The organism is Halobellus captivus (genome assembly GCF_003697845.1).
GTDB lineage: Archaea > Halobacteriota > Halobacteria > Halobacteriales > Haloferacaceae > Halorubrum > Halorubrum glutamatedens.
This window is the reverse complement of the sequence record NZ_RDQE01000004.1, coordinates 228717-251732: the sequence shown is the minus strand read 5'-3', so window position 1 is coordinate 251732 and position 23016 is coordinate 228717. Positions and strand designations below refer to the sequence as shown.

The following is a 23016-nucleotide window of genomic DNA, read 5'->3' as shown; positions in this document are numbered from 1 at the left end:
CATGCACCCGGAGGATATATATCTCCCCGTGATCCCGCGGATGCGGTCGAGTGCGTCGAGTCGACGGGCTCACTCCTCGCTCGGCAGCGTCACGACGACCTCGTTGCCGCCGTCCTCGCGGACCCGGAAGTCGATGGTTCCGTCGGCGTTCTCGACGATCCACCGCGCCATCCACAGCCCGAGCCCGGAGCTGTGGTTCAGTTGGTCGATGGGTCGCGTTCCCGTGAGGACCTCCCGCTCGTCGATCGGGATCGCCGGACACCGGTCGAGCACGCGGAGGACCGCCTCGTCCCCGCCGTTCTCCAGGACCACCTCGACGCGGGGGTCCGCCCGCTCCGCGTGGACGACCGCGTTCTCGACCAGCTCGACGAGGACCCGTCCCACGTCGTCGGTCACGACCGCGGACACTCGTTCCTCGACGTCCGCGCGGATCGTCGCCGCCCCGTGTTCCTCGTCGAGGGCGGCGACTTCCCGACCCACGACCCACGAGAGGTCACGCGACTCGGTCTCGTTCGACCCGGTGAGGACGTCGACGACGGCCTGCTGTTTGTCGATCTTGCCGCACAACCCGTCGGCGATCCGTCGAACCCGATCGAGCACCTCGTCGTCCGTTTCGTCGCCGGAGACGTCTCCCTCCCGCAGCACGTCGAGCCACCCGGTGATGGCGTTGAGGTCGTTTCGCATCGTGTGTCTGACGAGGTGATTCACCGTCTCGAGTTGGCGCTCACGGTGCTTCTGGGCGGTTATCTCCTGTGCGACCCCGACGAGGCCGATCACTCGGCCGTCGTCGTCGCGGAGGGGGACCTTCGAGGTGAGAAACCAGCGGTCGCTGGTCGGGTAGTGTTTCTCCTTCTCGAGGATCGGGTCGCCCGTCCGAAGCACCGAGAGGTCGTCCAGATACGGCCCCCTACCCTCCTCGACGGGGACGACGCCGTCGACGTCGCGTTGCCCGAGGTACTCGTCGCTGAACCGGTGGATCCGTCGGCCGACGCTCGCCTCGCTCACCATCACGTTTCGGGCCTCCCGGTCCTTCACGAACATGTGAAGCGGTATCTCGGTGAACAGCTGGTCGAGGACCCGGCGTTTCCACTCGTCGACCCCGAGAGCGTCGAGAGCGTCGTCTTCGGGAGTGTCGTCTTCGAGAACGTCGTCGTCGAGTCGCCGGTCGAACGCCGGGTCTATCCGCGGCGACCGTGGAGGGATCGTCCGCCTGACCGCGCGGTCGATCCGCTCGGCGACGTCGGCGGCATCCGCCTCCGCGCGTACCGGCACGACCGCGTCGAAGGGGAACTCCACCGTCTCGACGGGAACGGATTCGTCCTCGACGGGGGCGACGAGCACGACCGGCGGGGCATCGGCGCGTTCCGTGATCGCGTCGAGGAGCTCCACTGCGGTCCCGTCGGCCAGCCCGAACGAGGTCACGAGACAGTCGACCGTCGAGACCCCGTGGGCCTCGAGCGCCGCGATCGACGGGAGCGACTCGACGTTCCCGACCGAGAGCTCGCCGGCCGTCGGCCACGCACGGTCGACCCCGCCCGTGGCTCCCGCGGAACCCGGGAGGTACGCGACCTCGATCGGGGAGTCGGCGGGCGGGTCCGTGGAGGGCTCGTTCATGCCGTCAACTCATGTGACGATCGGCGCAGAACGGCATAAAACGCCCGCATACGTCGGTTGGATCCCGTTCTCGCCACTATCTTTAATTGATCACGGAGTAACATTCTAATCGATCATGAAGAAGCTCATCAACGATCCCGACGACGTGGTCGACGAGATGCTCGACGGAATGACCGCGGCACACCCCGACAGGCTCCGCAGGCTCCCGGACACGCAGGTGCTCGTCCGCGAGGACGCGCCGCTTGACGGGAAGGTCGGGATCGTCACCGGCGGCGGGAGCGGCCACGAGCCCACCCACGCGGGCTACGTCGGCGACGGCATGCTCGACGGGGCGGCCGCGGGCGGCGTCTTCTCCTCGCCGACCGCCGACGAGTTCGAGGAACTGATCGCCGCCTGCGACGGCGACGCCGGCGTCCTCTGTGTCATCAAGAACTACGAGGGAGACGTGATGAACTTCGAGACGGCCATCGAACTCGCCGAGATGGAGGGCGCGACGGTCGAGAGCGTCGTCGTCGACGACGACGTGGCCGTCGAGGACTCCCTTTACACCTCCGGCCGGCGCGGCGTCTGCGGGACGATCCTCGTCCACAAGGCCGCCGGCGCGAAGGCGGCGGCGGGAGCCGACCTCCCGGAGGTCAAGCGGGTCGCCGAGAAGACCGTCGACAACGTCGCCACGATGGGGATGGCGCTCACCTCGTGTGTCACCCCCGAGAAGGGCGAGCCGACCTTCGACCTCGGCGACGACGAGATCGAGCTCGGGATCGGGATCCACGGCGAGCCGGGAACCGAGCGGACCGACGTGATGTCGGCCGACGAGGTGACCGAGGAGCTGACCGAGGCAGTCCTCGAGGATCTCGAACTCGAACCGGGCCGGGAGGTCGTGACGATAGTCAACGGCATGGGCGGGACGCCACAGATGGAGCTGTTCGTCGTCAACCGACGGCTCCGGGAGCTGCTCGGCGAACGCGACCTCTCGGTCCACGACGCGTGGGTCGGCGACTACATGACCTCGCTGGACATGGCCGGCGTCTCGATCACCGTGTGTGCCGTTGACGACGAGCTGAAGGAGCTGTTCGACGCGACGACCGACACCCCCGCGCTCACCGTCTCATGAGCGAGGAGAACGAGCGCGCGAGCGACGAGCACGCGGACGACGAGCGTGAGGACGGCGAGGCAGTGGTCGCGGCCGTCGAGGCCGTCGCCGAACGGATCGAGGCGGAACGCGATCACCTGACCGACCTCGACTCGGCCATCGGCGACGCGGACCACGGCGGCAACATGGCCCGCGGGTGGGCGAAGGCCGCGGACGCCGCCCGCGACCTCGAGGATCCGAACCCGGAGACGGTCGCGAAGACGGTCGGCAAGACGCTCATGTCCGAGGTCGGCGGCGCGTCGGGACCGCTCTTCGGCGGCTCGCTCGTGTTCGCGGGCGCGGAACTCGCGGACGGGGTCACCGCCGAGACCGCGGTCGCGTTCGCGGAGACGTACCTCGAGAAGGTCGAGGACCGTGGCGACGCCCGGATCGGCGACGGGACGATGGTCGACGCGCTGACGCCGGCGGTCCACACGTTCAAGAAGTCCGTCGAGGTCGACGACCTCGATCCGCTGGAGGCGCTGGCGAAGGCGGTCGACGCGGCCGAGCGCGGCGTCGCGTTCACGGTCCCGATCCGGGCGCGGAAGGGCCGCGCCTCGTACCTCGGGTGGCGGTCGGTCGGCCACCAGGACCCCGGCGCGACGAGCACGCTGTTCCTCCTGGAGGAGGTTCTCGAGGTCGCGGCCGACCGGCTCGACGCCGAGGTGCCCGAGACGGACGCGAGTTCGCCGACGATCCCGGACGACACGGAGGCGGAAGACGCGGAGGCGGACGAAGCGGGATCGGACGACGCGACCCCGGAGGGAGCGGAGTGACGGTCGGACTCGTCGTGGTCTCACACAGCGCGCGGGCCGCCGAGGGGATAGTCGAGATCGCGGCCGAGATGGCGGGCGAGACCCGGATCGAGGCGGTCGGCGGCGACGGACGGGGCGGGATCGGGACCGTTCCGGACGACATCGAGGACGCCCTCGTGGCCGCCGGCGACGTGGGGAGAAGCGGGAACGGAGGCGACTCGGGTGCGGACGACGACCCGAGCGACGGCGTCGTCGTCCTCGTCGACCTCGGGAGTGCGGTGATGAACGCCGAGGTCGCCATCGAGCTCTCGGACGTCGACGCGGTCATCGCCGACGCGCCCGTGCTCGAGGGCGCGGTCAACGCCGCGGTCGCCGCCACCGACCCGAGCGCCACGCTCGAGTCGGTCCGCGAGCAGGCCGAGGCGGCGAGCGAGATCTCGAAGGTCTGAGACCTCCCGAGGATCGGACTGGACGGTGACCGGACCGGCCGCGTCAGCCGCCGAGACGGACCGGGCACGTCACTCGTCCAGACCGAGCACGTCGCGGACTTCGGCACGCGTCTCGCAGCGGAGTACCGCCTCGGCCAGCTCGCGTGCCTCCGCCGAGTCGACCTCCCGAACGCGCTCTTTGACCGCCGGGATCGTGACCGCGCTCATGCTGAGTTCGTCGAGTCCGAATCCGACCGACAGCTCGGTCAACTCGGGGTCGCCCGCCATCTCGCCGCACATGCCGACCCAGGCGTCGGTCCCCTCCGCGCCCGCCGTCGTCCGGTCGATCGCCCGCAACACCGCCGGGTGGAGCGGATCGTGGTAGTCGGCCACCGCGTCGCTCTCGCGGTCGGCGGCCATCACGTATCCGGCGAGGTCGTTCGTCCCGACGCTCAGGAAGTCGAGCCGGGCGGCGAGCGCGTCCGCGAGGTACGACGCGGCCGGCGTCTCGACCATCGCACCGAGCTCCGGGACGGCGTGGTCTACCCCCTCGGCCGCGAGGTCGGCGGCAACCGACTCCACGCGGTCGAGCGCGGCCTCGACCTCCTCGACCCGCGAGACCATCGGGAACATGACCGCGAGACCGCCGCGGTCGTCGCGATCGTCGTCGCTAGCACCGTCGCCCTCGCTACCGCCGCCTCCGTTTCCGTCCCTCCCGTGTGCGGCGGCCCGCAACAGCGCGCGCAGCTGCGTCTCGAAGAGGTCGGCGTGCTCCTCGAGGGAGAGTCGGATCCCCCGTCGTCCCAGGAACGGGTTGGGCTCCTCCGGGAGGTCGAGGTAGGGAACCTGCTTATCCCCGCCGACGTCGAGGGTCCGCACGACGATCCGGTCGTCGGGAAACGCCTCGAGCGCCGCGACGACCGCCTCGTACTGCTCCTCCTCGTCCGGCGGCGACTCGCGGTCGAGAAAGAGGAACTCGCTCCGGAACAGGCCGATCCCGTCCGCGCCGCGGTCGCTCGCGGGCGGCACCTCCGCCCCGCTCCCGACGTTCGCGGCGACCTCGATCGCCCGACCGTCGGCGGTCGAGACCGGTTCGGGGACCACCGGCGCGTCGTCCTTGCGGAGCGCCGCAGCCCGTCGCTTCTCGCCGGGCTCGACGACGACCTCGCCGGCCTCGCCGTCGACGAGGACCTCGGTTCCGTCCGCGACCTCGGCGAGCGCGTCGACGACGCCGACGACCGCCGGGATCGACAACGATCGCGCGATGATCGCCGCGTGAGAGGTCCGTCCGCCGGCGACGGTCGCGATCCCCGCCACCGCCGCCGGGTCCAACTCGGCCGTGTCGCTCGGGGTCAGCCGCTCGGCCAGCAGGACCGTGCCCGCCGGGAGCGTCGAGAGGTCGGTCGGCGTCGGGGCGTCGAGCAGCGCGCGCAACAGCCGGTCCCGTACGTCCCTGAGGTCGTCGGCGCGCTCGGCCATCCGCCCGTCCATCCCCTCGAACTGCCCGATCGCCGCCTCGAACCGGTCGCGAACCGCGTGCTCGGCGGGGGTCCCGTCCGCGATGGCGTCCTCGACGTCGTCGACGATCCCCGGGTCGTCGAGGAACGCCTCGTGGGCGTCGAAGACGGCCGCTTCCTCCCCGCCGACGCGCGCTTCAGCTCGGTCGCGTGCCAGTCGGATCGCCTCGCGGGCCTCCTCCCGGGCGGCCTCGAACCGCTCGCGCTCGATCGCGGGGTCGACCGTCGAGGGGTCGGGGCGGTCCGGCAGCGTCAGGTCCGCTCCCCCGCGGTACCACCGCGCGGTCCCGACTCCGGTTCGGGGGGTGCTTCCGATCCCCGTCAGCGTCGTCGGTCCCGTCACTACGGGTCGCCCTCCGCGTCGTCCTCGGCGTGCTCGCTTCCGTTGCCGTTCTCCCCGCCTCCGTTCTCCTCGCCTCCGTTCCCGTCCTCGACCGGGCTCGTCAGCAGGTCCTCGATCGCGTCGAGCGCCGCCTCGGCGTCCGGCCCGTCGGCGACGATCCTGACCGATTCCCCGTGTCCGACGTTGAGCCCGGTCACCGCGAGCATGCTGTCGGCGCGGACCGATCCGTCGTCGCCGTCGGCGGCGCGGCCGACCGAGACGTCCGCGTCGAATCGGTTGACCGTCTTGACGAGCTTCGAGGCCGGTCTCGCGTGTAACCCCGCCTCCGGCACCACCTCGACGATCCGTTCCATACCCTCCGTTCCGACGCGACGGGTATTATACTCTCGTCCGAGCGCGTCCGGCGTCGTCCGTCGGTGCCCGGCGTCGTCCGGCGTCGTCCGTCGGTGCCCGTCGCGTTCGCCCGCGATCCCGATCGAGCTCGCTCGCGGTTCCCGGACGGAACCGCCGGATCTCGGGGGATTTTGCACTCCGGCCGTCTGTCGGAACCATGAGCGATACACGGAGCGGAAACGACCGGTACGACGCGATCGTCGTCGGCGTCGGTGGCGTCGGCAGCGCGACGGTCTACGAGCTGGCACGGCGCGGCCTCGACGTGCTCGGGATCGAGCGGTACGACGTTCCACACGCGATGGGCTCCTCCCACGGCAGCACCCGGATCATCCGGAAGGCCCAACAGGAGGGACCGGAGTACGTGCCGCTCGTCGAGCGCGCCTACGAGCGCTGGCGCGACCTGGAGGAGCGGACCGGCCGCGACCTCCTGACCGTCACCGGGTCCGTCCACGCGGGCGCGCCGGGCACGGACGTGGTCGCGAACGCCCGCGAGGCGTGTGCGGCCCACGACGTCGACTACGAGGACCTCTCCGGGGACGAGGTCAACGAGCGGTTCCCCGGCTACGACCTGCCGAGCGACTTCGAGGCGGTCTTCCAGCCCGAGGGCGGGTACCTCGACTGCGAGCGCTGCGTGAGCTCCCACGTCGAGGCCGCCCACGCCGAGGGGGCGACGGTCCGCGCCCGAGAGCGTGCCATCGACTGGTCGGAGACGGGAGACGGCGTCCGGGTCCGCACGGACGAGGGACGCTACGAGGCGGACGAGCTCGTCGTGACGGCGGGGCCGTGGACCGCCGAGCTGTTGCCCGAGGTCGCCGACGACGCGGTCCCGGTCCGCGCGCTCATGGCCTGGCTTCAGCCGACGGAGCCGGAGCTGTTCTCCCCCGATCGGTTCCCCGTCTTCGTGCTCCGGGGCCAGGACGGCGGCGGCTACGGCTTCCCGGTCCACGACGTGCCGGGGTTCAAGTTCGGCTACTCCGGCGACCAGCGGGAGGTCGTCGATCCCGACCGGATGGATCGTGAGCCGACCGCGGCCGAGGAGGAGCTCCACCGTCGCTTCGCGGAGGAGTTCTTCCCGAAGGGGGCCGGCCCCACGCTGGCGTTGCGGACCTGTATCCAGTCGTACTCCTCGGACGAGGACTTCGTGCTCGGGCGGGTGCCGGGGTACGACTCGGTCACCGTCGGTACCGGGTTCACCGGTCACGGGTTCAAGTTCGCGAGCGCCACCGGCGAGGTCTTGGCCGACTTCGCGACCGAGGGCGGGACCGACCTCGACGTCTCGGCGCACTCGATCGACCGGCTCTGACGGGGACCGTCGCGACCGTCGCGCGATCGACGCCGTCGATCGTCGCGGGCCCTCCGAGACCCTTCCAGAGTCGCTGACGAGCAGCGCAAGCGGGAAGTGAACACGACGCATACAACGAACAGCACATGGGGGCCCACCAGTGACCGATCCCGCACCGATCCCGCCCGACGAGTTCGCGGACGCGCTCGACTCCCTCGACCCGGACGACCTCGTGGCGTTCGTCGCCGAGTTGTGGGCGGCGACCGGCGAGGAGGTCGATGTCGATCCTCCAGTCGTCACGGTGCGGAACGGCGGCAGTCGAACCGATCTCGTCGTCGCGCCCGCGGCGTCGGACGCGGTGCTCGAGGCGATACGCGCCGGCGACGGCGACGCTACCGCCCATCCGGATGCGGTCGTGCTCCCCGACGAGGGCTCGGTGTCTCCCGATGCCGGTCTCGAGACGGTCTCTCCGGATGACCTCAGAGGCCGTCTCCTGTACGCCCTTCCGATGGCCGACGCCGAGTCGGCGTGTGAGCGGTTCCTCGGGATGCCGGCCCGTTCGGAGTCGTACGACCGGACGTCGGTAGGCCGAGAGTCGGTAGACCGGGGATCGGAAGGCCGGGAATCGGCGGGAGGTAACGACGCGACCGCGGGAGCGGTCGGGGGCCGGACGGCCGGGGATCGACTCATCGAGGATCGAACCGCCGAGAGCCCGATGGCGGCGGATCGATCGACTGGAGCCGCCTCGACCGAACCGGAGCCGATGGCGTCGTCCTCCCGTCCAAGCCCCGGCGTCGCAGTGGACCGGACGGCCCCCGGCGGCGGGGAGACGATCGGTAACGATGACGGCGCGATCGCCACCGCCGCGTCCGACGACGAGGGCACAGGGTCCCGGCGGCACGACGCCGACGTCCGCCGTGGTCGGCTCGCGACCGCGGTGGTCGTCGTGGTCCTGCTCGCGGCGGTCGCGGGTGCCGCGTCGCTGACCGGTCCGTCTCTCACCGAGGGGATCGGCGATCGTCTCGATCCGGGCGACGACATGCCGTCGGCGAGCGGGGAGGACGCGGTTGACGGCGGTCAAGGACCGGGTGGTTCGAGCGAGTCGTCCTCGACCGATCCGACCGAATCGGTCGACCTGGGCGACTCCGGGACCTACACCGGCGTGGCGGACTCGTTCGGATCGTTCGACGAAGCCGGGGCGACGGACCGGAACGGGTCGACGGCCGAACGGGCGACCGCCCTCGAGCCGACCTGCGAGCGCGGACCGCTTCACGTCGTCCAGATCCAGATGAACGCCCTTCGATACAACGACCCGGCGACCAACGACGGGATCCGGACGACGAGACGGTTCGCGTCGCCGCGGAACCGCCAGGCCGTGAGCACCTTCGGACGGTTCGTCGACCTCTTCGAGGGATCGAACTACGCACCGATGCTCACCCACGACGCCGTGTGGTACGCCCCGCTCGGGGTCGACGACGACCGCGCCACGGTGCGGGTCGTCACGTACGAGAACGGCTCCGCGACCGGCAGTTACGAGTTCCGGATGCGGAAGGTGAACGCCACCGACGCCTCGCTCACCGAGGGTGGCAGCGAGTACGACGGCTGCTGGATGACCGACGCGGTCAGCGTGGTGTCGACGGGCGACTCGAACGGGACCGGCGATTCGAACGGGACCGGCGACTCGAACGAAACCGTCGACGCGAACGAAACCACGGAGGATCCACCGGTCCACGGGCCGCCGGGCACCTGACGCCGCCGGCTACCCGGGTCACGTCACGACCGCGACGACTCCCGGCTCGCGCATCCGCGCGAGGACGACGCGCGGCACGTCGGCGTGCTCGTGGATCGCCGCGGCGATCTCTCGAGCGACCGCCTCGTCGTCGTCGTCGTCGACCATGTTTATCAGGGGGATCGCGGTCGCGGACGACGGGACTCCCTTCAGTCCCCCCGCCTCGTCGGCGACGACGCGCCCGACCGCCTCCGGCGTGATCTCGTCGTCGATCGCGAGGTCGGCGAGCGCGGCCACGCGCTCGGGTCGGTGAACGGCCGCCTCCGAGAGCGGCTCGCCGACGGCGTGGGCGCTCGCCACCGGAACGACGGTGTCGGTCCCGTCGGGAATCCGCGGCTCGCGGTCGTTCGGGGCCTTGAACAGTCGAGTCCGCGCGCCGTCGGCTTTCACCAGGACCGGGCCGTCGTGAGCGGCCGAGAGGCGATCGATCGTCTCCGGATCGTATCCTCGATATCGATCCTCTCGCTCGCGTTCCGGGACGAGTCCGAGCGGAAACGGAAGCGGTTCCTCGCGCTCGGCGTACTCCTCGCGGACCGCGGCGAGCTCGTCGACCGGATCCGCCGCCGTCCGCACCGTCGAGACCTGCCGGTCGAAGATCGGGATCCGGACCGTCGCGGTGAGTATCGCCCGATCGAGACGCGGGGCGAGCGCGTACAGCGTCGTCTTCTTCCCGCCGGCCCCGACGAGACAGGTCGTTCCCTCGCCCGCATCGAGCGCGTCGACGACGTTCATGATGGCGTCCGTTCCTGGGGTCCCCGCGTCGAAAGCGCGTCGATCCCGGCAGGAGGGGTCCGTCGAACGGTTCACGCGGGGGCGTCCTCGACTCGTCGCCGACACCGTGGGGTTTAATCCCGTTTCGGCGGCTAACGACGACGATGGACCCACCGGACCGGATCCTCCGCGTCGACCTCTCGACCCGCCGGATCGACAGCGATCCGGTCCCCGAGGAGTGGCTCGAGCGGTACGTCGGCGGAAAGGGTCTCGGTGCTCGGTACCTCCACGCGGCCGGCGGCGGGATCGACCCGGAGTCGCCCGCGAACCCGCTCGCGTTCATGACCGGACCCCTGACCGGGTACACCCCCGGCGAGCAGCGGTACGCGGCGATCACGAAGTCGCCGCTCACCGGTGCGTTCCTCGACTCCTACGGCGGCGGCACCTTTCCGGGGCGACTCGCCGCCTCGCTCGGGCCACACCTCGGCGTGCTCGTCACCGGCGCGGCCGACGAGCCGGTCGTCCTCTCGGTTTCGGACGGCGAAGCGACGATCGAGCCCGCGGGCGACCTGTGGGGGCTCGACACGGCGGCGGCGGACGACCGGTTCCCGGAGGCGGCCGTCGCTTGCGTCGGCCCGGCGGGCGAGAACGCGGTGCGATACGCGACGATCGCCTCCGACGGCGGAGACCACCACGCCGGCCGTGGCGGTGCGGGCGCGGTGATGGGATCGAAACGGCTGAAGGCGGTCGTCGCACGCGACCCGCCGCCGGAGCCCTCCGGACGGCTCGCGGCTCTCAGGGAGCGCGACGGGGCGGCGTTCGCCGACAGCGACTCGGGACGCTGGCTGGCCGCGGGAGACACCCTCGAGACGGTCGACTTCGCGAACGAGGCGGGCGTGCTCCCGACCCGCGGCTGGCAGGAGCGACGCTTCGAGGGCGCGGAGGCGATCGGGATCGAACGCGCCACGGAGCGCGCGACGGGGCGCGAGCGTGCGGACGACCCGGTTCCCGGCGGGTTCCGAATACCCGACGACGAGGGGACGGGGGAGACGGAGGAGCGGGTCGACGAGACGGACGAAGCGACGGACGGAGAGGACGACGGGGACGTCGGGGCCGACGTGGACGACGCGTCCGCCGCCGACAGCGTCCCTCGCGGGGCGACCCCGATCGTCCTCGGGGCGGGGCTCGGGATCGACGACTTCGACGCGGTCGCGGCGCTGGGCGGCGTCTGTGACCGGCTCGGGATGGACGTGATATCCGCGGGCAACGCGGTCGCCTGGGCGGTTCGCGCGGGCGAGGAGGGACTGATCGAGCGCGAGGTCGACTTCGGAGACGAGGCGGCCGCACGCTCGCTGATCGAGCAGATCGCGGCTCGGGAGACGCGGCTCGGAGACGACCTCGCCGACGGCGTCGCGGCCGCCGCGACGTGTCTCGGCGGCGACGACCTGATCCCGACGGTGAAGGGGATGGAACTCTCCTCGTACGACCCGCGCGGGGCGACCTCGATGGCGCTGGCGTACGCCACCAGCGACCGCGGCGCGTGCCACCGTCGGGCCCGGCCGGTCGAGGTGGACGCGATGGCCCCTCGCTCGCGCGACCCCGACGACGTCGCTCGCGCGGTCGCGGCCGAGCAGGACCGGCGAGCCGCGCTGTGGTGTCTCGTCGCCGACGACTTCCTCGAGGACGTGTTCGACGCCGCAGTCGCCGCCGAGTGGCTCGCCGCCCGCGGGTACGACCACGATCCGGCGGACCTCGCCTCCCTCGGCGAGCGGGTATGGACGCTCACCCGACTGTACAACGTTCGTGAGGGGTTCGACCGCGACGACGACGCGTTGCCGGCGGCGATCGCGGGGGTACGGGACGACGACGCGCGAGCGGCCGGTGACGACGCGGACCCGCTCGACGGGCTCGATCCCGACGCGTTCGAGGCCCTCCTCGACGGCTACTACGCCGTTCGGGAGTGGGACGGTACTGGACGTCCGACGGCCGAACTCCTCGATCGGCTCGACCTCCTGGACCTGACGGCAGGGGACGGGACCGTCGTCGCGGACGAAGCCGGCGGCCGCTGACTCGACGGCGCCCGGCGAGGGCGGATCGAGCCGGCTACGGCGCCGCCTGCTTCGTCGAGATCAGTTCGATCACGTCGCGGTGGGAGAGCTCGCGGTCGGTCCCGACCTGTCGGCCGCTCCGGCAGTCGGTGCCGTGGAGCAGCCCCTCGCCGATGTCCGAGTGGATGTGATACGCGAAGTCCTCCGTCGTCGCGCCCTCGGGAAGGAGGAAGCAGTCGCGGAAGACCCCCTTCTCGTCCTTCGAACCGTTCGCCGACCCCGGGAACACCGCGATACAGCCGAGCACGTCGAAGACGGCCGCCTCCAGTGCCGTCTGTACGCCGGTCCCGCCGTACTCGGTCACGTGCTCGCGGATCGCGTCGAGGCCCGCGGCCTGCTCGCCCGAGACGTCCCCGACGACCTCGAAGTCGTCGTCCCCGGCGGTGTAGTCGACGATGCCCGCCTCGTCGGCGTTCTTGAGCGCCTTCTCGGCGTGGGCGCTGGCGGGGACGAACGAGAGGTGGTCGTAGTCGGGGTCGGCGGTGATCTCGGCCCAGTTCTCCCTGGCTTCCGGCGTGTCGGTCTTGTTGGCCGCGACCACCATCGGCTTCGTGCGTTTTCTGATCTCGCGGGCGAGCTCCTCGCGGTCCCCCTCGTCCCACGTCTCGGGCTCGAGTTCCAGACCCTCGGCGAGGATCACCTGCTTCATCCCGTCCTTCGTGATCCCGAACGCGGACATCTGTTCGGCCAGCTCCTCCTCGATGGCGGCCTCCGACCCCTGATAGCGCGTCTCGTACTTCTCGAGGCCCTTGCCGAGCACGTCGAGGTACCAGGCGTCGAGCTCCTCCTCGAGGAAGTCGATGTCCTCGCGGGGGTCGTGGCCCTCGGTCCGCTCGCCCTCGACGTCGGTCGTCCCCGAGAAGTCGACGACGTGGACCAGCGCGTCCGTCTCGTTGAGGTCGGTGAGGAACTGGTTGCCGAGCCCGCGCCCCTCGTGAGCGCCCGGAACCAGCCCGGCCACGTCGACGAGTTCGATCGGGACGAACCGCGTGCCGTCGCGGCAGACGCCGACGTTCGGCGTACACGTCTCGTCGAACTCCGGTGCCGCACACTCGACGCGGACGTACGCCTCGCCCACGCTCGGGTCGATCGTCGTGAAGGGATAGGCTCCCTCGGGCACGTCGTTCATCGTCGCCGCGTTGAAGAACGTCGATTTGCCCACCGAGGGCTTACCGACGAGACCGATCCGGTAACTCATTACCCGGAGTGGGCCGTCCGACGTGAAAAGCGATGCGAGAGGACCGGACGCATGCGAGTGTACTGATCGCATACGAGACGGCCGACGCGTTCGAGCCGTCCGAGCCGCGTCCTGAACGGTTTAGTACCGTGCCGTCGAACGCCGTTTCATGTACGCCCTCGTCGGCGGGACCGTCCACACGGCAACGGAGCAGGGAACGATCGAAGGGACCGTCGTCATGGACCGCGGCGAGATCGTCGCCGTCGGCGACGTCGAACCGCCCGAGGAGGCGACTCCCATCGACGTCGAAGGACATCACGTGACGCCGGGACTCGTCGACGCCCACAGCCACGCCGGGATGGCCGAGTGGGGCGAGCCCGAGGACGGCGATTACAACGAGGGAACCTCGGCGGTCACCCCGCACGTCAACGCGCTCGACGGGTTCCATCCCCGCGACGAGGAGCTGAAACACGCGTTCCAGAACGGCGTGACCTCCGTGTCGGCACGGATGGGTTCCGGGAACGTGATCGGCGGGATCATCTGCTCGATGAAGACGCACGGGCTGACCGCCGACGAGATGCTGATCCGCGAGGACGGGATGAAGGCCGCGATGGGCGAGAACCCGAAACGCTTCCACGGCGAGGAGCAGGGTCGCCAGCCCTCGACGCGCCCCGGGGTCGCGGCCACCCTCCGCTCCGCGCTGATGGAGGCCGAGGACTACGTCGACCGGCGCGAGCACGCCCGCAACGAGGGCGAGCCGTTCGAGCGCGACCTCGGCATGGAGAACCTCGCGCGCGTGCTCACCGAGGGGTTTCCCCTTCGCGTGCACGCACACCGCACGGACGACATCATGACCGTCTTCCGGATCGCCGAGGAGTTCGGGATCGAGTCTCTCTCTATCGAACACGCCACCGAGGGCCACCTGATAGCCGAGGAGTTCGCGAAGCGGGACGTGCCCGCGATAGTCGGCCCGTCGCTGTACTCCGGCGCGAAGTACGAGCTCCGCAACATCACCTTCGAGACGCCGGGGATACTCCACGAGGCCGGGGTGAAGGTCGCGATCCAGACCGACGCGCCCGTGTTACCCCAACGGCACCTCGACGTCTGCGTCGGGCTCGCGGTCCGCGAGGGTTTCCCCGAGACGGAGGCGCTGGAGGCGGTCACGCGATACCCGGCCGAGATCCTCGGGATCGACGACCGCGTCGGCACCCTGGAGGTCGGCACCGACGCCGACGTGGCGGTCTGGGACGGCGTCTTCTACGAGAACGACAGTCGAACGCGACACGTCTTCGTCGACGGCGAGCACGTCTTCGACCGCGAGCGCGACGGGGTCGACCCGCGCGAGGAGTACGACTGGTAGGGCGTCGTCGAGCCGTTCCGCTCGATCAACGAGGTGGAGGAGTTAGTCTTCGGCCCAGTAATAGAGTTCCTCACGCGGTGCGTCACATTCCGGGCAGTTCGCCGGCAGTGCTCCCTCGATCTTGCCCATCTCGCCACACTCCCAGCATCGCCACATGATGTAGTCGCGTCCGGTGAGTTCTCGTGCCTCGGTGAGGGACGTCTCGGGAGCGTCCTCGGGGGCGAGCACGTAGAACCCGTCGTCGTCGACCCCGCGAACGGTTCCGAGGGCCCTGCCGTCCTCGTCGTAAACGGTTTCTCCGATCTCGACGCCCGCGTACAGTTTACCCGAGTCGTGACTCATACTCGCCACCTACGGGATGTAGTATGTTAAGCGTTCACGTGCATAACTCCACGTCGACCGCTATCGTCACACCACGACTTCGACGACCCCGCGCATCCCCTGCGTCTGGTGTGGGGTACAGACGTACTCGACGATCCCGGCCTCCTCGAAGGTGTATTCGAAGGTGTGACCAGCCTCGTCCGTCAGTTCGGACTCGAACGCGCCGTCGACGTCGACGACGTTGTGGCCGCCGCCCTCGCCGGTCCACGTCCAGACGACGGTCGTTTCGGGATCGACCCGGACGTTCGCCGGACCGAACGAGAGCCCGTTGCCGGCCCCGACGGCGACCTCGACCGTCTCCCGGCCGGTCCGGTCGACCTGCTCCGCGTCGCTTCCGCCCCCGCCCGATCCGCCGGTCAGCCCGGCACAGCCGGCGAGGAGGGAGAGCGAGACGGCGCCACAGGACCCGACGAGCGCGCGACGGCTGCGTTCGACCATGCGATGCGGTGGGGCGCGATCCGGTAAAACGTCTCGGAGACTCTCCACCGATGGGAACGGGTTTTTCACCGACTGCGTCGAAGGGGCGTGCATGAGCGAGTGGACCGACGCGATCGTCGGCGAGCGGATGACCGTCGACAACGAGTTCAATGACCGCGTGATGGCCTCCCGGTTCTCCAGCCAGGAATGGGGACTCATCATGACCGCGACGGAGTTCGAGATCGAGAACTCCGAGGACCCCGACGCGGCGCGGATCGTCGCCGACACCTCGAGTCTGCCGGCGATCATGCCCGAGTTGGAGAACGTCCGGTCGCAGGTCGCCGCGATGGGCGGCGGGTCAGATGGCGGCCGCTCCGGCGGTTCGGGGGGCGGCATCGTCGACTCGATCAAGGGCGCGCTCGGGCTCGGCGGCGGAGGAGGCGGTCCGAGCGACGAGGAGCTCGAGGCGGCGGAACGGCTCGTCCAGGAGTACGCCGACGAGCTCCAGGCACATCTCGAGGAGGTCGGCAAGTGGGAGCAGGTGCGGGTCGCCTACCAGGAGTGAGCGGCCGAGGGCCGTCGACGACACGGGCCGGCTCCCCCGCCCTCCCACTGCCGCGGTCGACGGATACAACCGCCGAGCCGGCGAACGGCCCCCCATGACCGAGATCCCGCTCGAACACGTTCACGTCGCTCCCGACGGCGACCCCGATCGCGCGCCGGCCGTCTTCGTGCTTCACGGCCGCGGCGCGGACGAGGAGGACCTCCTCCCCGTCGCCGAATCGCTCCCCGACGACCTCCACGTGATCAGCCTCCGCGCCCCGGACCGGCTTCAGGGCGGCTACACGTGGTACGAGCTCGACCTCTCCGGCGGCGGGCTTCACGAGAGCCAGCCACACGCCGCGGACTTCCGGCGGAGCCTCGAGTTGATCGAGGAGAGCGTCACAGCCGCGACCGACGCCTACGGCCTCGACGCCGACCGGATCGGACTGCTCGGGTTCAGCCAGGGTGCGATCACGAGTTTCTCGCTGCTCGTGGAGGACCCCGGATCCTACGACTGGGTCGTCGGACTCCACGGCTACCTGCCCGACTCACACGCCGACCTGGCGTCCGACGGGATCGAGGGAAAGCCCGTCTTCGTCGGTGCCGGCACGGGCGACCGAGTGATCCCCGAATCGAGGGCCGAGGCGGCCGCCGACCGGCTCGCCGAACTCGGCGCGGACGTGACCTACGGGACGTACGCCACCGGCCACGGGATCGGTCGGGAGGAACTCGCCGACGTGGTCGACTTCGTCGAGGCTCGACTCGAGTGAGCGCGGTCGCGGTCACCGAGAACGCGGAACGACCGACCGAACGTGGCGGGAGACGACGAGGCTCGGCTCACTCGATCGAACCGTCCGAGGTCTCGAGCGGTTCGGTACACCAGTGGCAGAAGTCGAGTTCCGCGTCGGTCCGTTTCCCGCAGTGGGGACACTCCACGGTGTCCGGGGTCGTTCCGGACGGTTTTCCCTCGACGGCATCGGACGCGGTCCGCTTGGCCCGCCGCTCGTCGTCCCCGCCGGCGGCCGTGACGTCCGAGTCGCCCGACGGACCCGCGGCCGGGCCGCCTGACGGACCCTCGCTCGGGTCGGCCGTCTCGACCGCGTCCGTCCCGACGGACCCCCTCCCCGCCGCGTCCGTGCGCCCGGCGGCCGCGCGTTGCTTGCGGTCGTAGCGTCGGTTGTTCCGGATCGCGAGGACGTACGCGTCGACGACGCTGGCGAGCACCGCGAGCAGGCCGGGCGCGATGTCGGCGATCGGCGGTGCTTCACGGGCCAACAGTTGGTCGACGGCCGCGTCGGGCACGAGGAAGACGAGCGTCGCCGTTATGGCCACGTACCAGCCGAACGCGCGGGCCCATCGACGGAGATACGCGTGCCCGAGCCCGGATATCAACAGCGCTAGCAGGACGGCGAGCCACGGTCGCCGTCGACGGATCTCGCTCATGGCTCGGCGTACGGACTCCGGGGCCGTGTAGTTGTCCCTCCCTCGGAGCGTTTATCCCTCCGAGACGCCGAGTCGAGGCATGGTCGGGATCCCGACGACGGAGCTCCTCACGGGGCTCCGGATCGCCCTCCTCGCCGTCGCCTACTGGGGCGGCGGATTCGTGGTGGCGTACCTCCTGTACAGGCGGTGGCGCGGCGACGGCCCGCGCGACACCGACGGCGACGAGACGGACGACTGACCGTCGCTCGGCGGCAACGTCCTCCTCGGGCTTCCGCTTCGACTACGCTTTTGCCGCCGCCCGCCGGAGGACCGGTATGACCGACACGGCGCTCGTCATCGGCGGCACGCGGTTCATCGGCCGACACACGGTCGAGGACCTGATAGAGAACGGTTACCGGGTCACGACGCTGACCCGCGGGAACCGCGAGGACCCGTTCGCGGACGAGGACCGGGTCTCACACGTCGAGGGCGACCGAACGAACGACCGCGACCTGGAGGCCGCGAAACTGTCCGTCGATCCCGACGTCGTGATCGACTGCGTCGCGTACCACCCCGCCGACGTCGAGACGGCGACCGAGACGTTCGCGGACGTCGACGGCTACGTGTACGTCTCCTCCGGGGCCGCCTACGCGGCCGAGCACGTCCCGAAACGCGAGGACGAGACGCCCCTCGAGGAGTGTACCCCCGAGCAGGCCCGCGACGAGCACGCCGCGACCTACGGCAACCGGAAGGCCGCGGGCGACCGGGCGGTCTTCGCCGCCGCCGAGGAGGGGGTGAACGCCATGGCCGTCAGGCCGTGTATCGTGTACGGCCCGCACGACCACACCGAGCGGCTCGACTACTGGATCGACCGCGTTCTCACGCACGACCGCGTGGTCGTCCCCGGCGACGGGGACAACCTCTGGCACCGGGCGTACGTCGAGGACGTGGCGCGGGCGCTCCGTATCGTTGCCGAGCGCGGCGAGCCGGGGAGAGCTTACAACGTCGGGGATCGACGGGCGCTCACCCTCGAGGAGACGCTGGAGACCATCGCCGAAGCCGCCGACACGACGTGTACGGTCGTTCCCGCGAGCGCGGACGCGCTCGCCGCCGGCGGGCTCGAGCCGACCGACTTCACGCTCTACCGGGAGTATCCCCACCTGCTCGACACCTGCGCGCTCGCCGACCTCGGCTGGGAGTCGACGCCCGTCGAGGAGGCGATGGCGCGGAGCGTCGCCGACCACCGCGAGTCGGACCGCGACGGCAGCGAGTGGGACCCCGGACGCGAGGCGGAAGAGCGGGTGTTGGGCGTGAAGGAGACGTTGTAGGCGGTCGACGTCGGCTGCGACGAGTCGGAAAGGCCCGCTCGTCCGTACCCCTCAGTACGCCGCGTCCCACCGCGCCGCCTTCCGTCGGTTCTCGCAGTCGAGACACTCCACGGCGTCCATCGTGTCGATCGCGACGTTCGTCCCCTCGCAGTTCCCGCAGAAGTAGCCGTACCGGCTCTCGTGATCGGCGTCGGCGTACGCGACGTAGAACGGTGCCTTCGAGCCGCGTTCACCCTCGTCGAAGGCGACGTACACCGTCTCGCCGTCGGCGGTCTCGTAGATCCCCTCTCGGAGGGTTCCGTCGCGACCGATCCGCTTGCGGTAGAGCCGCTCCTGGAACTCCTCTCCGCCGATGTCGACGACCCGCTCGCCCGAGAGGTCGTATCCCTCACGCTCGTAGAAGGCGGTTCCGGCCTCGTTGTCGACGAGGACCTTCCCCTCGATGCTGTCGACGTCGCGGTCGCGGAGCTCGTCCTCGACGCGTTCGAGCAGCGCCGACCCGATCCCCGACTCGCGGTGGTCCGGGTGAACGTGGAGCCAGTCGATCTCGCCGACCCGCTCGCGGCGGTCGACGACGTAGCTCTCCGCGAACGCGACGACCTCGCCGGCGACGACCGCGACCGGGAAGACGGTGTCCGGGTCGGCGATGTCCTCGTCCACGTCGTCGGCACCGTACCAGTTCTCGACGGCCTCCGACAGCAGGGTCTCGTCCACGGCGTGGCCGTAGGACGCGGCGAGCGACGCTAACGCTACCTCGCGGATCGATCCGACGTCGTCGGCGGTAGCCTCTCGTAAGTCCATACCGAGGAGTGTCTCCGCGACTACAAAAAGATCCGCGACGCGTTCACGAGATCGAGTACGCGGCCGCGGCCATGAGAAGCATGGTCAACGCGAGCGCGAGCCCCATCAGGTACGTCAACGAGGGGTTCTCCCAGCGCAGGTGCTGGAAGTACGCGACGATCAGGACGGTCTTGACCACGGAGATGATCATCGTCCCGGCGAACGCCTCCCAGTACGAGAAGCCGAAGAACTCGACCTCGAAGAGAACGAAGTTCAGAATCGCCGCGATCAGGAGCGCGAGATATATCGCCGAGTACAGTTTGACGGAGTCGGACGACATTTCTTGAGATGACCTTCGTCCGCGTGCTTAAAGAATTAACCATCCGGGGGCCGGCGGTCGCGATCTCGACGGCGGGCCGCCGACCGAGAGTCCGCGGTCTCGACGCCCCGAAACGTCTTTGCCCGCGACGCGCGGACCTGCTATCGATCGCGGACCGCTACCGGTCACCGGCCACCGACGTCCGGAGACCGGCACCGTCCGGACCGAGAGGCACACCGTGGAACCGCTCGAACCCGACGACGACCTGCTCGAATCGCTCTACGTCGTGAACAAGGTCGCGAAGCGGCTCGCCGACGAGGCGACCGCCGCCTACGACCGCGGCGACGTCACCGACAGCAACGTCTCCTCCGCCCGGAAGGACGCGCTGTATCGGACGAAGACGGAGGTGTTGAACCGGATCGTCGCCGCCGACCCCGGCGCGGTCACCGGCGAGTACCACGCGGTCCACGGCGACGTCTGGCTACTCGTCACCGTCGACGGCTGGGAGTTCCACCAGCCCCCCCACGCGTTCGGAAGCGACCTCACCGACCGGATCGAGACGACCAACTCGATCGACGAGCCGCGGGACGTGCCGTACGTCCGGGACGCCAGCGTGGAGCGATCGGACCGCTCGCTCGAGGACGCCCTTCTGGGGCTCGCATCGCACGGAGTCGACGCCAACGACCACCTCGCGCGTCCGACGATAAGCGGGGAGCGGGACCAGCTCGTCGACGTACGGTGGACGTGTCTGCGGTAGCGGGGCGCCGTCGTCACTCCATCGCGGGCGGTGTCGTCTCGAGTTCGGGGAGACCCGACTCGATCTCCTCGCGGCGGTCCTCGAGCCAGTCGGGCAACACGAGCCGTTCGCCGAGCGACGAGCGCGGCTCGTCGACGTCGTAGCCGGGCTCGGCCGTCGCGAACTCGAAGAGCACGCCGCCGCGGGTGCGGGCGTACACCGACCGGAACCACTTGCGGTCGATCACCTCGCTCGGGCGGAGGCCGTGTTCCTGCAGCAGCGTCCGCCACTCCTCCTGCTCCTCGTCCGTGACGCGATAGGCGACGTGGTGGACGGTCCCCGCACCCGGGGCCCCCTGCGGTGTCGCGGGGTCGGTCACGACGTCGACGACGAACCCGCGGTCGCCGTCGGCCTCGAACCGGCGGCGGTGGCCCGCCTCGTCGCCGTCGGTCTCCTCGTATCCCATCGCCTCCAGCAACTCGACCGTGGCGTTGGGGTCGGACAGCGACAGTTCGACGGCGAAGAACCCGCGGATCGCGTGTTCGTCAGGGACGGGGCCGGTCGGAGGATCGCCCGCGGGGGCGTCCTCGCGGGCGACGAGTTCGAGCGGGAGCCCGTCGGGGTCCTCGAAGCCGACGACCGCGTCGCCGAACCGCTCGGTCGTCTCGACGTCGAGGCCTCGGTCCGCGAGCCGGTCCACCCAGTAGTCGACCGACGCGGCCGGTATCGTGAACGACACCGTCGACGCCTGTCCGTCCCCGACGCGGCCGGATCGCGCCCCGACGTACGGGAAGAAGGTCATGCTGGTACCCGGATTGCCGGCGTCGTCGGCGTAGAACAGGTGGTAGACGCCCACGTCGTCCTGGTTGACGCTCCGCTTGACGAGTCGGAGGCCGAGCGTCTCGGTGTAGAAGGCGTGGTTGGCGTTCGGATCGCCGGCGATCGCGGTCACGTGGTGGATCCCGGGCGTCTCGAGGGTGTGGGTCATACCCGGGCTACGTGCCGGGGACACTTGTACACGCGTGGACGCGAGAGAAACCGGCTGACGTCGGTGTTACCCGACAGTTGCGGTCACCCGCGACCGCGACTACCCGCCGATTTCGACTACCCGACGACTGCGACTACTCGATGACCTCTATCGCGCCGTGCATCCCGTTGGACTGGTGCGGCGTGCAGTAGTACAGCTGGACCCCGGCGTCATCGAAGGACTGCTCGAAGGTCGTTCCCTCCTCGGCGACCTGATCGCCGCTCTCGAAGTCGGACGCGGAGCCCTCCGCGGAGACGACGTTGTGTGCGCCGCCCTCGCCGGTCCACTCCCAGACGACCGTCGTTCCGGCGTCGATCCGGATCGCGGCGGGGTCGAACGCGAACCCGATCTCGCCGGCACCAACGTCGACGACGACCTCGTCCTCGCCGGTGTAGTCGGCGATCGTTCCCTCGTAGAGCCGCGCCTCGTTCTCGGAGAGGTAGTCGTCGATCTCGCTCGGCACGTCGTCCGCGGGCTCGCCGGCGGAGCCGTCGCCCCCGCCGCCGTCGCCACTGCCGTCACCGCCACCCGAACAGCCCGCGAGCAGACCGGTGGCCAGCGCCGCGCCGGTTCCGACGACGTACCGCCGTCTAGACAGTCTTCGTGTCATCACCGGATCGTAGGGTGCGAAGGCATACAAACCCCTTGATCACTCTCGTCTTCTGGGTAAACGACCGCTCGTATCTATCAGTAGAGATATGTTTACAGAAGGGGGTCACGGGAACCGTCGGAGGGGGTCACGTTCGGGGACGTCAGGCCCCGGGATCCGCGTCGGTTCGATCCGTCCGACCCGCCGCCGAAGGGCGTGTTTAAGCGTTGCCGCCGTCTCGGTGGACCCATGCGGGAGGACGACCTGGCGACGCGGATCGTCGACCACTACGAGGCCGTCCACGACGACCCCGAGATCCGGCTCGAGGAGCCGTACGACGCGGAGGGCCGCCGTGGGGTCGTCGACGTCTACGTCCGGCTCCGGACGCCCGAACGGGTCGACCACGTCGTCGAGCTCAAGTCCGACGCCGCCGTGCGCCGCGCCACGGGCGCGAACGAGGTCCTCAGGCAGTACCGCCGGATGGAGCGATACTTCCACGCCGACGAGACCCATCGGCTCCGACCGAAACTGGATCGGACCGGCCCGGGCGCGCGTTACCTCCTGTTTTTCGCGCCGACGCCGACCTGCGTCCACCACGTCGCGACCCACCGGACGCTGTACGCCTCCGTCGATCCCACGGGAACGGCCGGCGACGTGCCGATCGCCCGAACCGTCGGACTCCTCACCGGGGTCGACGGAGCGCCCGCCGACCTGGGCTACCTCTCGGTCAACGGTGACGCCCCGTTCGGCTCGGCCGCGTTCCTGGAATCCGTCCCCGAGGGATCGCGGCTCGCCGAGAGCCTGCGGGCCGTCGACGACGACCTCGTCGAGTTGCCCTGACCGCGTTCGATGCCGGAACCGATCG

The 23016-nt window shown here is 70.2% G+C and carries 24 protein-coding genes and 1 pseudogene; 13 read left to right on the top strand and 12 right to left on the bottom strand.

The genetic code is table 11. The features are described 5' to 3' along the window. Window positions 1-69: 69 nt before the first annotated feature. A complete protein-coding gene (locus EAO78_RS06675) occupies window positions 70-1614 on the bottom strand; it encodes an ATP-binding protein (protein WP_122105063.1) in 1545 nt (514 codons plus the stop codon). A 115-nt stretch (window positions 1615-1729) separates the two neighbouring features. Between EAO78_RS06675 and dhaK the strand changes: the two genes are divergently transcribed. Genes dhaK through EAO78_RS06660 form a run of 3 tightly spaced genes read left to right on the top strand, consistent with a single transcriptional unit; the run spans window position 1730 to window position 3950 of the window. Further along, window positions 1730-2728, top strand: coding sequence for a dihydroxyacetone kinase subunit DhaK (gene dhaK, locus EAO78_RS06670; RefSeq protein WP_122105062.1), 999 nt, complete (start codon window positions 1730-1732; stop codon window positions 2726-2728). After that, window positions 2725-3522: a dihydroxyacetone kinase subunit DhaL gene (dhaL, locus tag EAO78_RS06665; protein WP_122105061.1), complete on the top strand. Its 798-nt coding sequence runs from the start codon at window positions 2725-2727 to the stop codon at window positions 3520-3522. The genes dhaK and dhaL overlap by 4 nt, the downstream gene beginning before the upstream one ends. After that, entirely contained in the window at window positions 3519-3950 is a 432-nt protein-coding gene (locus tag EAO78_RS06660; RefSeq protein ID WP_122105060.1) for a PTS-dependent dihydroxyacetone kinase phosphotransferase subunit DhaM, read from the top strand. The genes dhaL and EAO78_RS06660 overlap by 4 nt, the downstream gene beginning before the upstream one ends. Window positions 3951-4019: 69 nt before the next feature. On the opposite strand, the gene EAO78_RS06655 is transcribed toward EAO78_RS06660, so the two are convergent. Continuing rightward, window positions 4020-5789, bottom strand: coding sequence for a phosphoenolpyruvate--protein phosphotransferase (locus EAO78_RS06655; RefSeq protein ID WP_122105059.1), 1770 nt, complete (start codon window positions 5787-5789; stop codon window positions 4020-4022). A gap of 92 nt (window positions 5790-5881) precedes the next feature. Next, window positions 5882-6142, bottom strand: a pseudogene (locus tag EAO78_RS06650) (HPr family phosphocarrier protein); the annotation flags it as partial. Window positions 6143-6339: 197 nt separating this feature from the next. On the opposite strand from EAO78_RS06650, the gene solA reads away from it, so the two are divergent. Together solA and EAO78_RS06640 are read left to right on the top strand one after the other, a co-directional pair. Beyond that, on the top strand, window positions 6340-7485 hold the full coding sequence (gene solA / locus EAO78_RS06645) for an N-methyl-L-tryptophan oxidase (protein ID WP_122105058.1): 1146 nt from the start codon (window positions 6340-6342) through the stop codon (window positions 7483-7485). A 139-nt stretch (window positions 7486-7624) separates the two neighbouring features. Next, the gene (locus EAO78_RS06640) at window positions 7625-9214 is read left to right on the top strand and encodes a hypothetical protein (RefSeq protein WP_122105057.1); all 1590 of its coding nucleotides are present in this window, start codon (window positions 7625-7627) and stop codon (window positions 9212-9214) included. Window positions 9215-9232: 18 nt separating this feature from the next. On the opposite strand, the gene yqeC is transcribed toward EAO78_RS06640, so the two are convergent. Beyond that, the gene (gene yqeC / locus EAO78_RS06635; RefSeq protein ID WP_122105056.1) at window positions 9233-9985 is read right to left on the bottom strand and encodes a selenium cofactor biosynthesis protein YqeC; all 753 of its coding nucleotides are present in this window, start codon (window positions 9983-9985) and stop codon (window positions 9233-9235) included. A gap of 143 nt (window positions 9986-10128) precedes the next feature. On the opposite strand from yqeC, the gene EAO78_RS06630 reads away from it, so the two are divergent. After that, a complete protein-coding gene (locus EAO78_RS06630; protein WP_122105055.1) occupies window positions 10129-12033 on the top strand; it encodes an aldehyde ferredoxin oxidoreductase family protein in 1905 nt (634 codons plus the stop codon). Between the two features lie 34 nt (window positions 12034-12067). Here the strand turns inward: EAO78_RS06630 and EAO78_RS06625 are convergent, their stop codons facing one another. Further along, window positions 12068-13270, bottom strand: coding sequence for a redox-regulated ATPase YchF (locus EAO78_RS06625; RefSeq protein WP_122105054.1), 1203 nt, complete (start codon window positions 13268-13270; stop codon window positions 12068-12070). 148 nt (window positions 13271-13418) lie between these two features. Here EAO78_RS06625 and EAO78_RS06620 point away from each other — a divergent pair, with 148 nt between their 5' ends. After that, the gene (locus EAO78_RS06620; protein WP_122105053.1) at window positions 13419-14609 is read left to right on the top strand and encodes an amidohydrolase family protein; all 1191 of its coding nucleotides are present in this window, start codon (window positions 13419-13421) and stop codon (window positions 14607-14609) included. Window positions 14610-14651: 42 nt separating this feature from the next. Here the strand turns inward: EAO78_RS06620 and EAO78_RS06615 are convergent, their stop codons facing one another. Further along, window positions 14652-14951 (bottom strand): DUF7130 family rubredoxin-like protein, encoded by a 300-nt coding sequence (locus tag EAO78_RS06615; protein WP_122105052.1) that lies wholly within the window; start codon window positions 14949-14951, stop codon window positions 14652-14654. 66 nt (window positions 14952-15017) lie between these two features. Next, a complete protein-coding gene (locus EAO78_RS06610) occupies window positions 15018-15428 on the bottom strand; it encodes a halocyanin domain-containing protein (RefSeq protein WP_122105051.1) in 411 nt (136 codons plus the stop codon). A 91-nt stretch (window positions 15429-15519) separates the two neighbouring features. Between EAO78_RS06610 and EAO78_RS06605 the strand changes: the two genes are divergently transcribed. Both EAO78_RS06605 and EAO78_RS06600 read left to right on the top strand, forming a co-directional pair. Beyond that, complete coding sequence (locus EAO78_RS06605; RefSeq protein WP_122105050.1) at window positions 15520-15972, top strand: DUF5799 family protein; 453 nt, start codon at window positions 15520-15522, stop codon at window positions 15970-15972. A 94-nt stretch (window positions 15973-16066) separates the two neighbouring features. Continuing rightward, complete coding sequence (locus EAO78_RS06600; protein WP_122105049.1) at window positions 16067-16720, top strand: alpha/beta hydrolase; 654 nt, start codon at window positions 16067-16069, stop codon at window positions 16718-16720. A 67-nt stretch (window positions 16721-16787) separates the two neighbouring features. Here EAO78_RS06600 and EAO78_RS06595 read toward each other — a convergent pair whose 3' ends face one another. Next, the gene (locus EAO78_RS06595; RefSeq protein ID WP_122105048.1) at window positions 16788-17393 is read right to left on the bottom strand and encodes a DUF7575 domain-containing protein; all 606 of its coding nucleotides are present in this window, start codon (window positions 17391-17393) and stop codon (window positions 16788-16790) included. 79 nt (window positions 17394-17472) lie between these two features. Between EAO78_RS06595 and EAO78_RS18110 the strand changes: the two genes are divergently transcribed. Further along, the gene (locus tag EAO78_RS18110; RefSeq protein ID WP_203227841.1) at window positions 17473-17631 is read left to right on the top strand and encodes a hypothetical protein; all 159 of its coding nucleotides are present in this window, start codon (window positions 17473-17475) and stop codon (window positions 17629-17631) included. 76 nt (window positions 17632-17707) lie between these two features. After that, window positions 17708-18700: an NAD-dependent epimerase/dehydratase family protein gene (locus tag EAO78_RS06590; RefSeq protein ID WP_122105047.1), complete on the top strand. Its 993-nt coding sequence runs from the start codon at window positions 17708-17710 to the stop codon at window positions 18698-18700. 51 nt (window positions 18701-18751) lie between these two features. On the opposite strand, the gene EAO78_RS06585 is transcribed toward EAO78_RS06590, so the two are convergent. Next, window positions 18752-19501 (bottom strand): GNAT family N-acetyltransferase, encoded by a 750-nt coding sequence (locus EAO78_RS06585; RefSeq protein ID WP_122105046.1) that lies wholly within the window; start codon window positions 19499-19501, stop codon window positions 18752-18754. 43 nt (window positions 19502-19544) lie between these two features. Then, entirely contained in the window at window positions 19545-19820 is a 276-nt protein-coding gene (locus EAO78_RS06580) for a cytochrome C oxidase subunit IV family protein (protein ID WP_122105045.1), read from the bottom strand. A gap of 217 nt (window positions 19821-20037) precedes the next feature. On the opposite strand from EAO78_RS06580, the gene EAO78_RS06575 reads away from it, so the two are divergent. Next, window positions 20038-20556 (top strand): hypothetical protein, encoded by a 519-nt coding sequence (locus EAO78_RS06575; protein WP_122105044.1) that lies wholly within the window; start codon window positions 20038-20040, stop codon window positions 20554-20556. A gap of 13 nt (window positions 20557-20569) precedes the next feature. Here the strand turns inward: EAO78_RS06575 and EAO78_RS06570 are convergent, their stop codons facing one another. Together EAO78_RS06570 and EAO78_RS06565 are read right to left on the bottom strand one after the other, a co-directional pair. Next, a complete protein-coding gene (locus EAO78_RS06570) occupies window positions 20570-21523 on the bottom strand; it encodes a VOC family protein (RefSeq protein WP_122105043.1) in 954 nt (317 codons plus the stop codon). A 133-nt stretch (window positions 21524-21656) separates the two neighbouring features. After that, on the bottom strand, window positions 21657-22172 hold the full coding sequence (locus tag EAO78_RS06565) for a halocyanin domain-containing protein (protein WP_122105042.1): 516 nt from the start codon (window positions 22170-22172) through the stop codon (window positions 21657-21659). A 228-nt stretch (window positions 22173-22400) separates the two neighbouring features. On the opposite strand from EAO78_RS06565, the gene EAO78_RS06560 reads away from it, so the two are divergent. Beyond that, entirely contained in the window at window positions 22401-22991 is a 591-nt protein-coding gene (locus EAO78_RS06560) for a hypothetical protein (RefSeq protein WP_122105041.1), read from the top strand. Window positions 22992-23016 lie beyond the last annotated feature (25 nt).

What these genes read in the sequence shown, in the direction of transcription:
- EAO78_RS06675 (WP_122105063.1), bottom strand. Translation starts at nt 1,614, where the DNA reads ATGAACGAGCCCTCCACGGACCCGCCCGCCGACTCCCCGATCGAGGTC.
- dhaK (WP_122105062.1), top strand. Translation starts at nt 1,730, where the DNA reads ATGAAGAAGCTCATCAACGATCCCGACGACGTGGTCGACGAGATGCTC.
- dhaL (WP_122105061.1), top strand. Translation starts at nt 2,725, where the DNA reads ATGAGCGAGGAGAACGAGCGCGCGAGCGACGAGCACGCGGACGACGAG.
- solA (WP_122105058.1), top strand. Translation starts at nt 6,340, where the DNA reads ATGAGCGATACACGGAGCGGAAACGACCGGTACGACGCGATCGTCGTC.
- yqeC (WP_122105056.1), bottom strand. Translation starts at nt 9,985, where the DNA reads ATGAACGTCGTCGACGCGCTCGATGCGGGCGAGGGAACGACCTGTCTC.
- EAO78_RS06630 (WP_122105055.1), top strand. Translation starts at nt 10,129, where the DNA reads ATGGACCCACCGGACCGGATCCTCCGCGTCGACCTCTCGACCCGCCGG.
- EAO78_RS06625 (WP_122105054.1), bottom strand. Translation starts at nt 13,270, where the DNA reads ATGAGTTACCGGATCGGTCTCGTCGGTAAGCCCTCGGTGGGCAAATCG.
- EAO78_RS06620 (WP_122105053.1), top strand. Translation starts at nt 13,419, where the DNA reads ATGTACGCCCTCGTCGGCGGGACCGTCCACACGGCAACGGAGCAGGGA.
- EAO78_RS06615 (WP_122105052.1), bottom strand. Translation starts at nt 14,951, where the DNA reads ATGAGTCACGACTCGGGTAAACTGTACGCGGGCGTCGAGATCGGAGAA.
- EAO78_RS06610 (WP_122105051.1), bottom strand. Translation starts at nt 15,428, where the DNA reads ATGGTCGAACGCAGCCGTCGCGCGCTCGTCGGGTCCTGTGGCGCCGTC.
- EAO78_RS06605 (WP_122105050.1), top strand. Translation starts at nt 15,520, where the DNA reads ATGAGCGAGTGGACCGACGCGATCGTCGGCGAGCGGATGACCGTCGAC.
- EAO78_RS06600 (WP_122105049.1), top strand. Translation starts at nt 16,067, where the DNA reads ATGACCGAGATCCCGCTCGAACACGTTCACGTCGCTCCCGACGGCGAC.
- EAO78_RS06595 (WP_122105048.1), bottom strand. Translation starts at nt 17,393, where the DNA reads ATGAGCGAGATCCGTCGACGGCGACCGTGGCTCGCCGTCCTGCTAGCG.
- EAO78_RS18110 (WP_203227841.1), top strand. Translation starts at nt 17,473, where the DNA reads ATGGTCGGGATCCCGACGACGGAGCTCCTCACGGGGCTCCGGATCGCC.
- EAO78_RS06590 (WP_122105047.1), top strand. Translation starts at nt 17,708, where the DNA reads ATGACCGACACGGCGCTCGTCATCGGCGGCACGCGGTTCATCGGCCGA.
- EAO78_RS06585 (WP_122105046.1), bottom strand. Translation starts at nt 19,501, where the DNA reads ATGGACTTACGAGAGGCTACCGCCGACGACGTCGGATCGATCCGCGAG.
- EAO78_RS06580 (WP_122105045.1), bottom strand. Translation starts at nt 19,820, where the DNA reads ATGTCGTCCGACTCCGTCAAACTGTACTCGGCGATATATCTCGCGCTC.
- EAO78_RS06570 (WP_122105043.1), bottom strand. Translation starts at nt 21,523, where the DNA reads ATGACCCACACCCTCGAGACGCCCGGGATCCACCACGTGACCGCGATC.
- EAO78_RS06565 (WP_122105042.1), bottom strand. Translation starts at nt 22,172, where the DNA reads ATGACACGAAGACTGTCTAGACGGCGGTACGTCGTCGGAACCGGCGCG.
- EAO78_RS06560 (WP_122105041.1), top strand. Translation starts at nt 22,401, where the DNA reads ATGCGGGAGGACGACCTGGCGACGCGGATCGTCGACCACTACGAGGCC.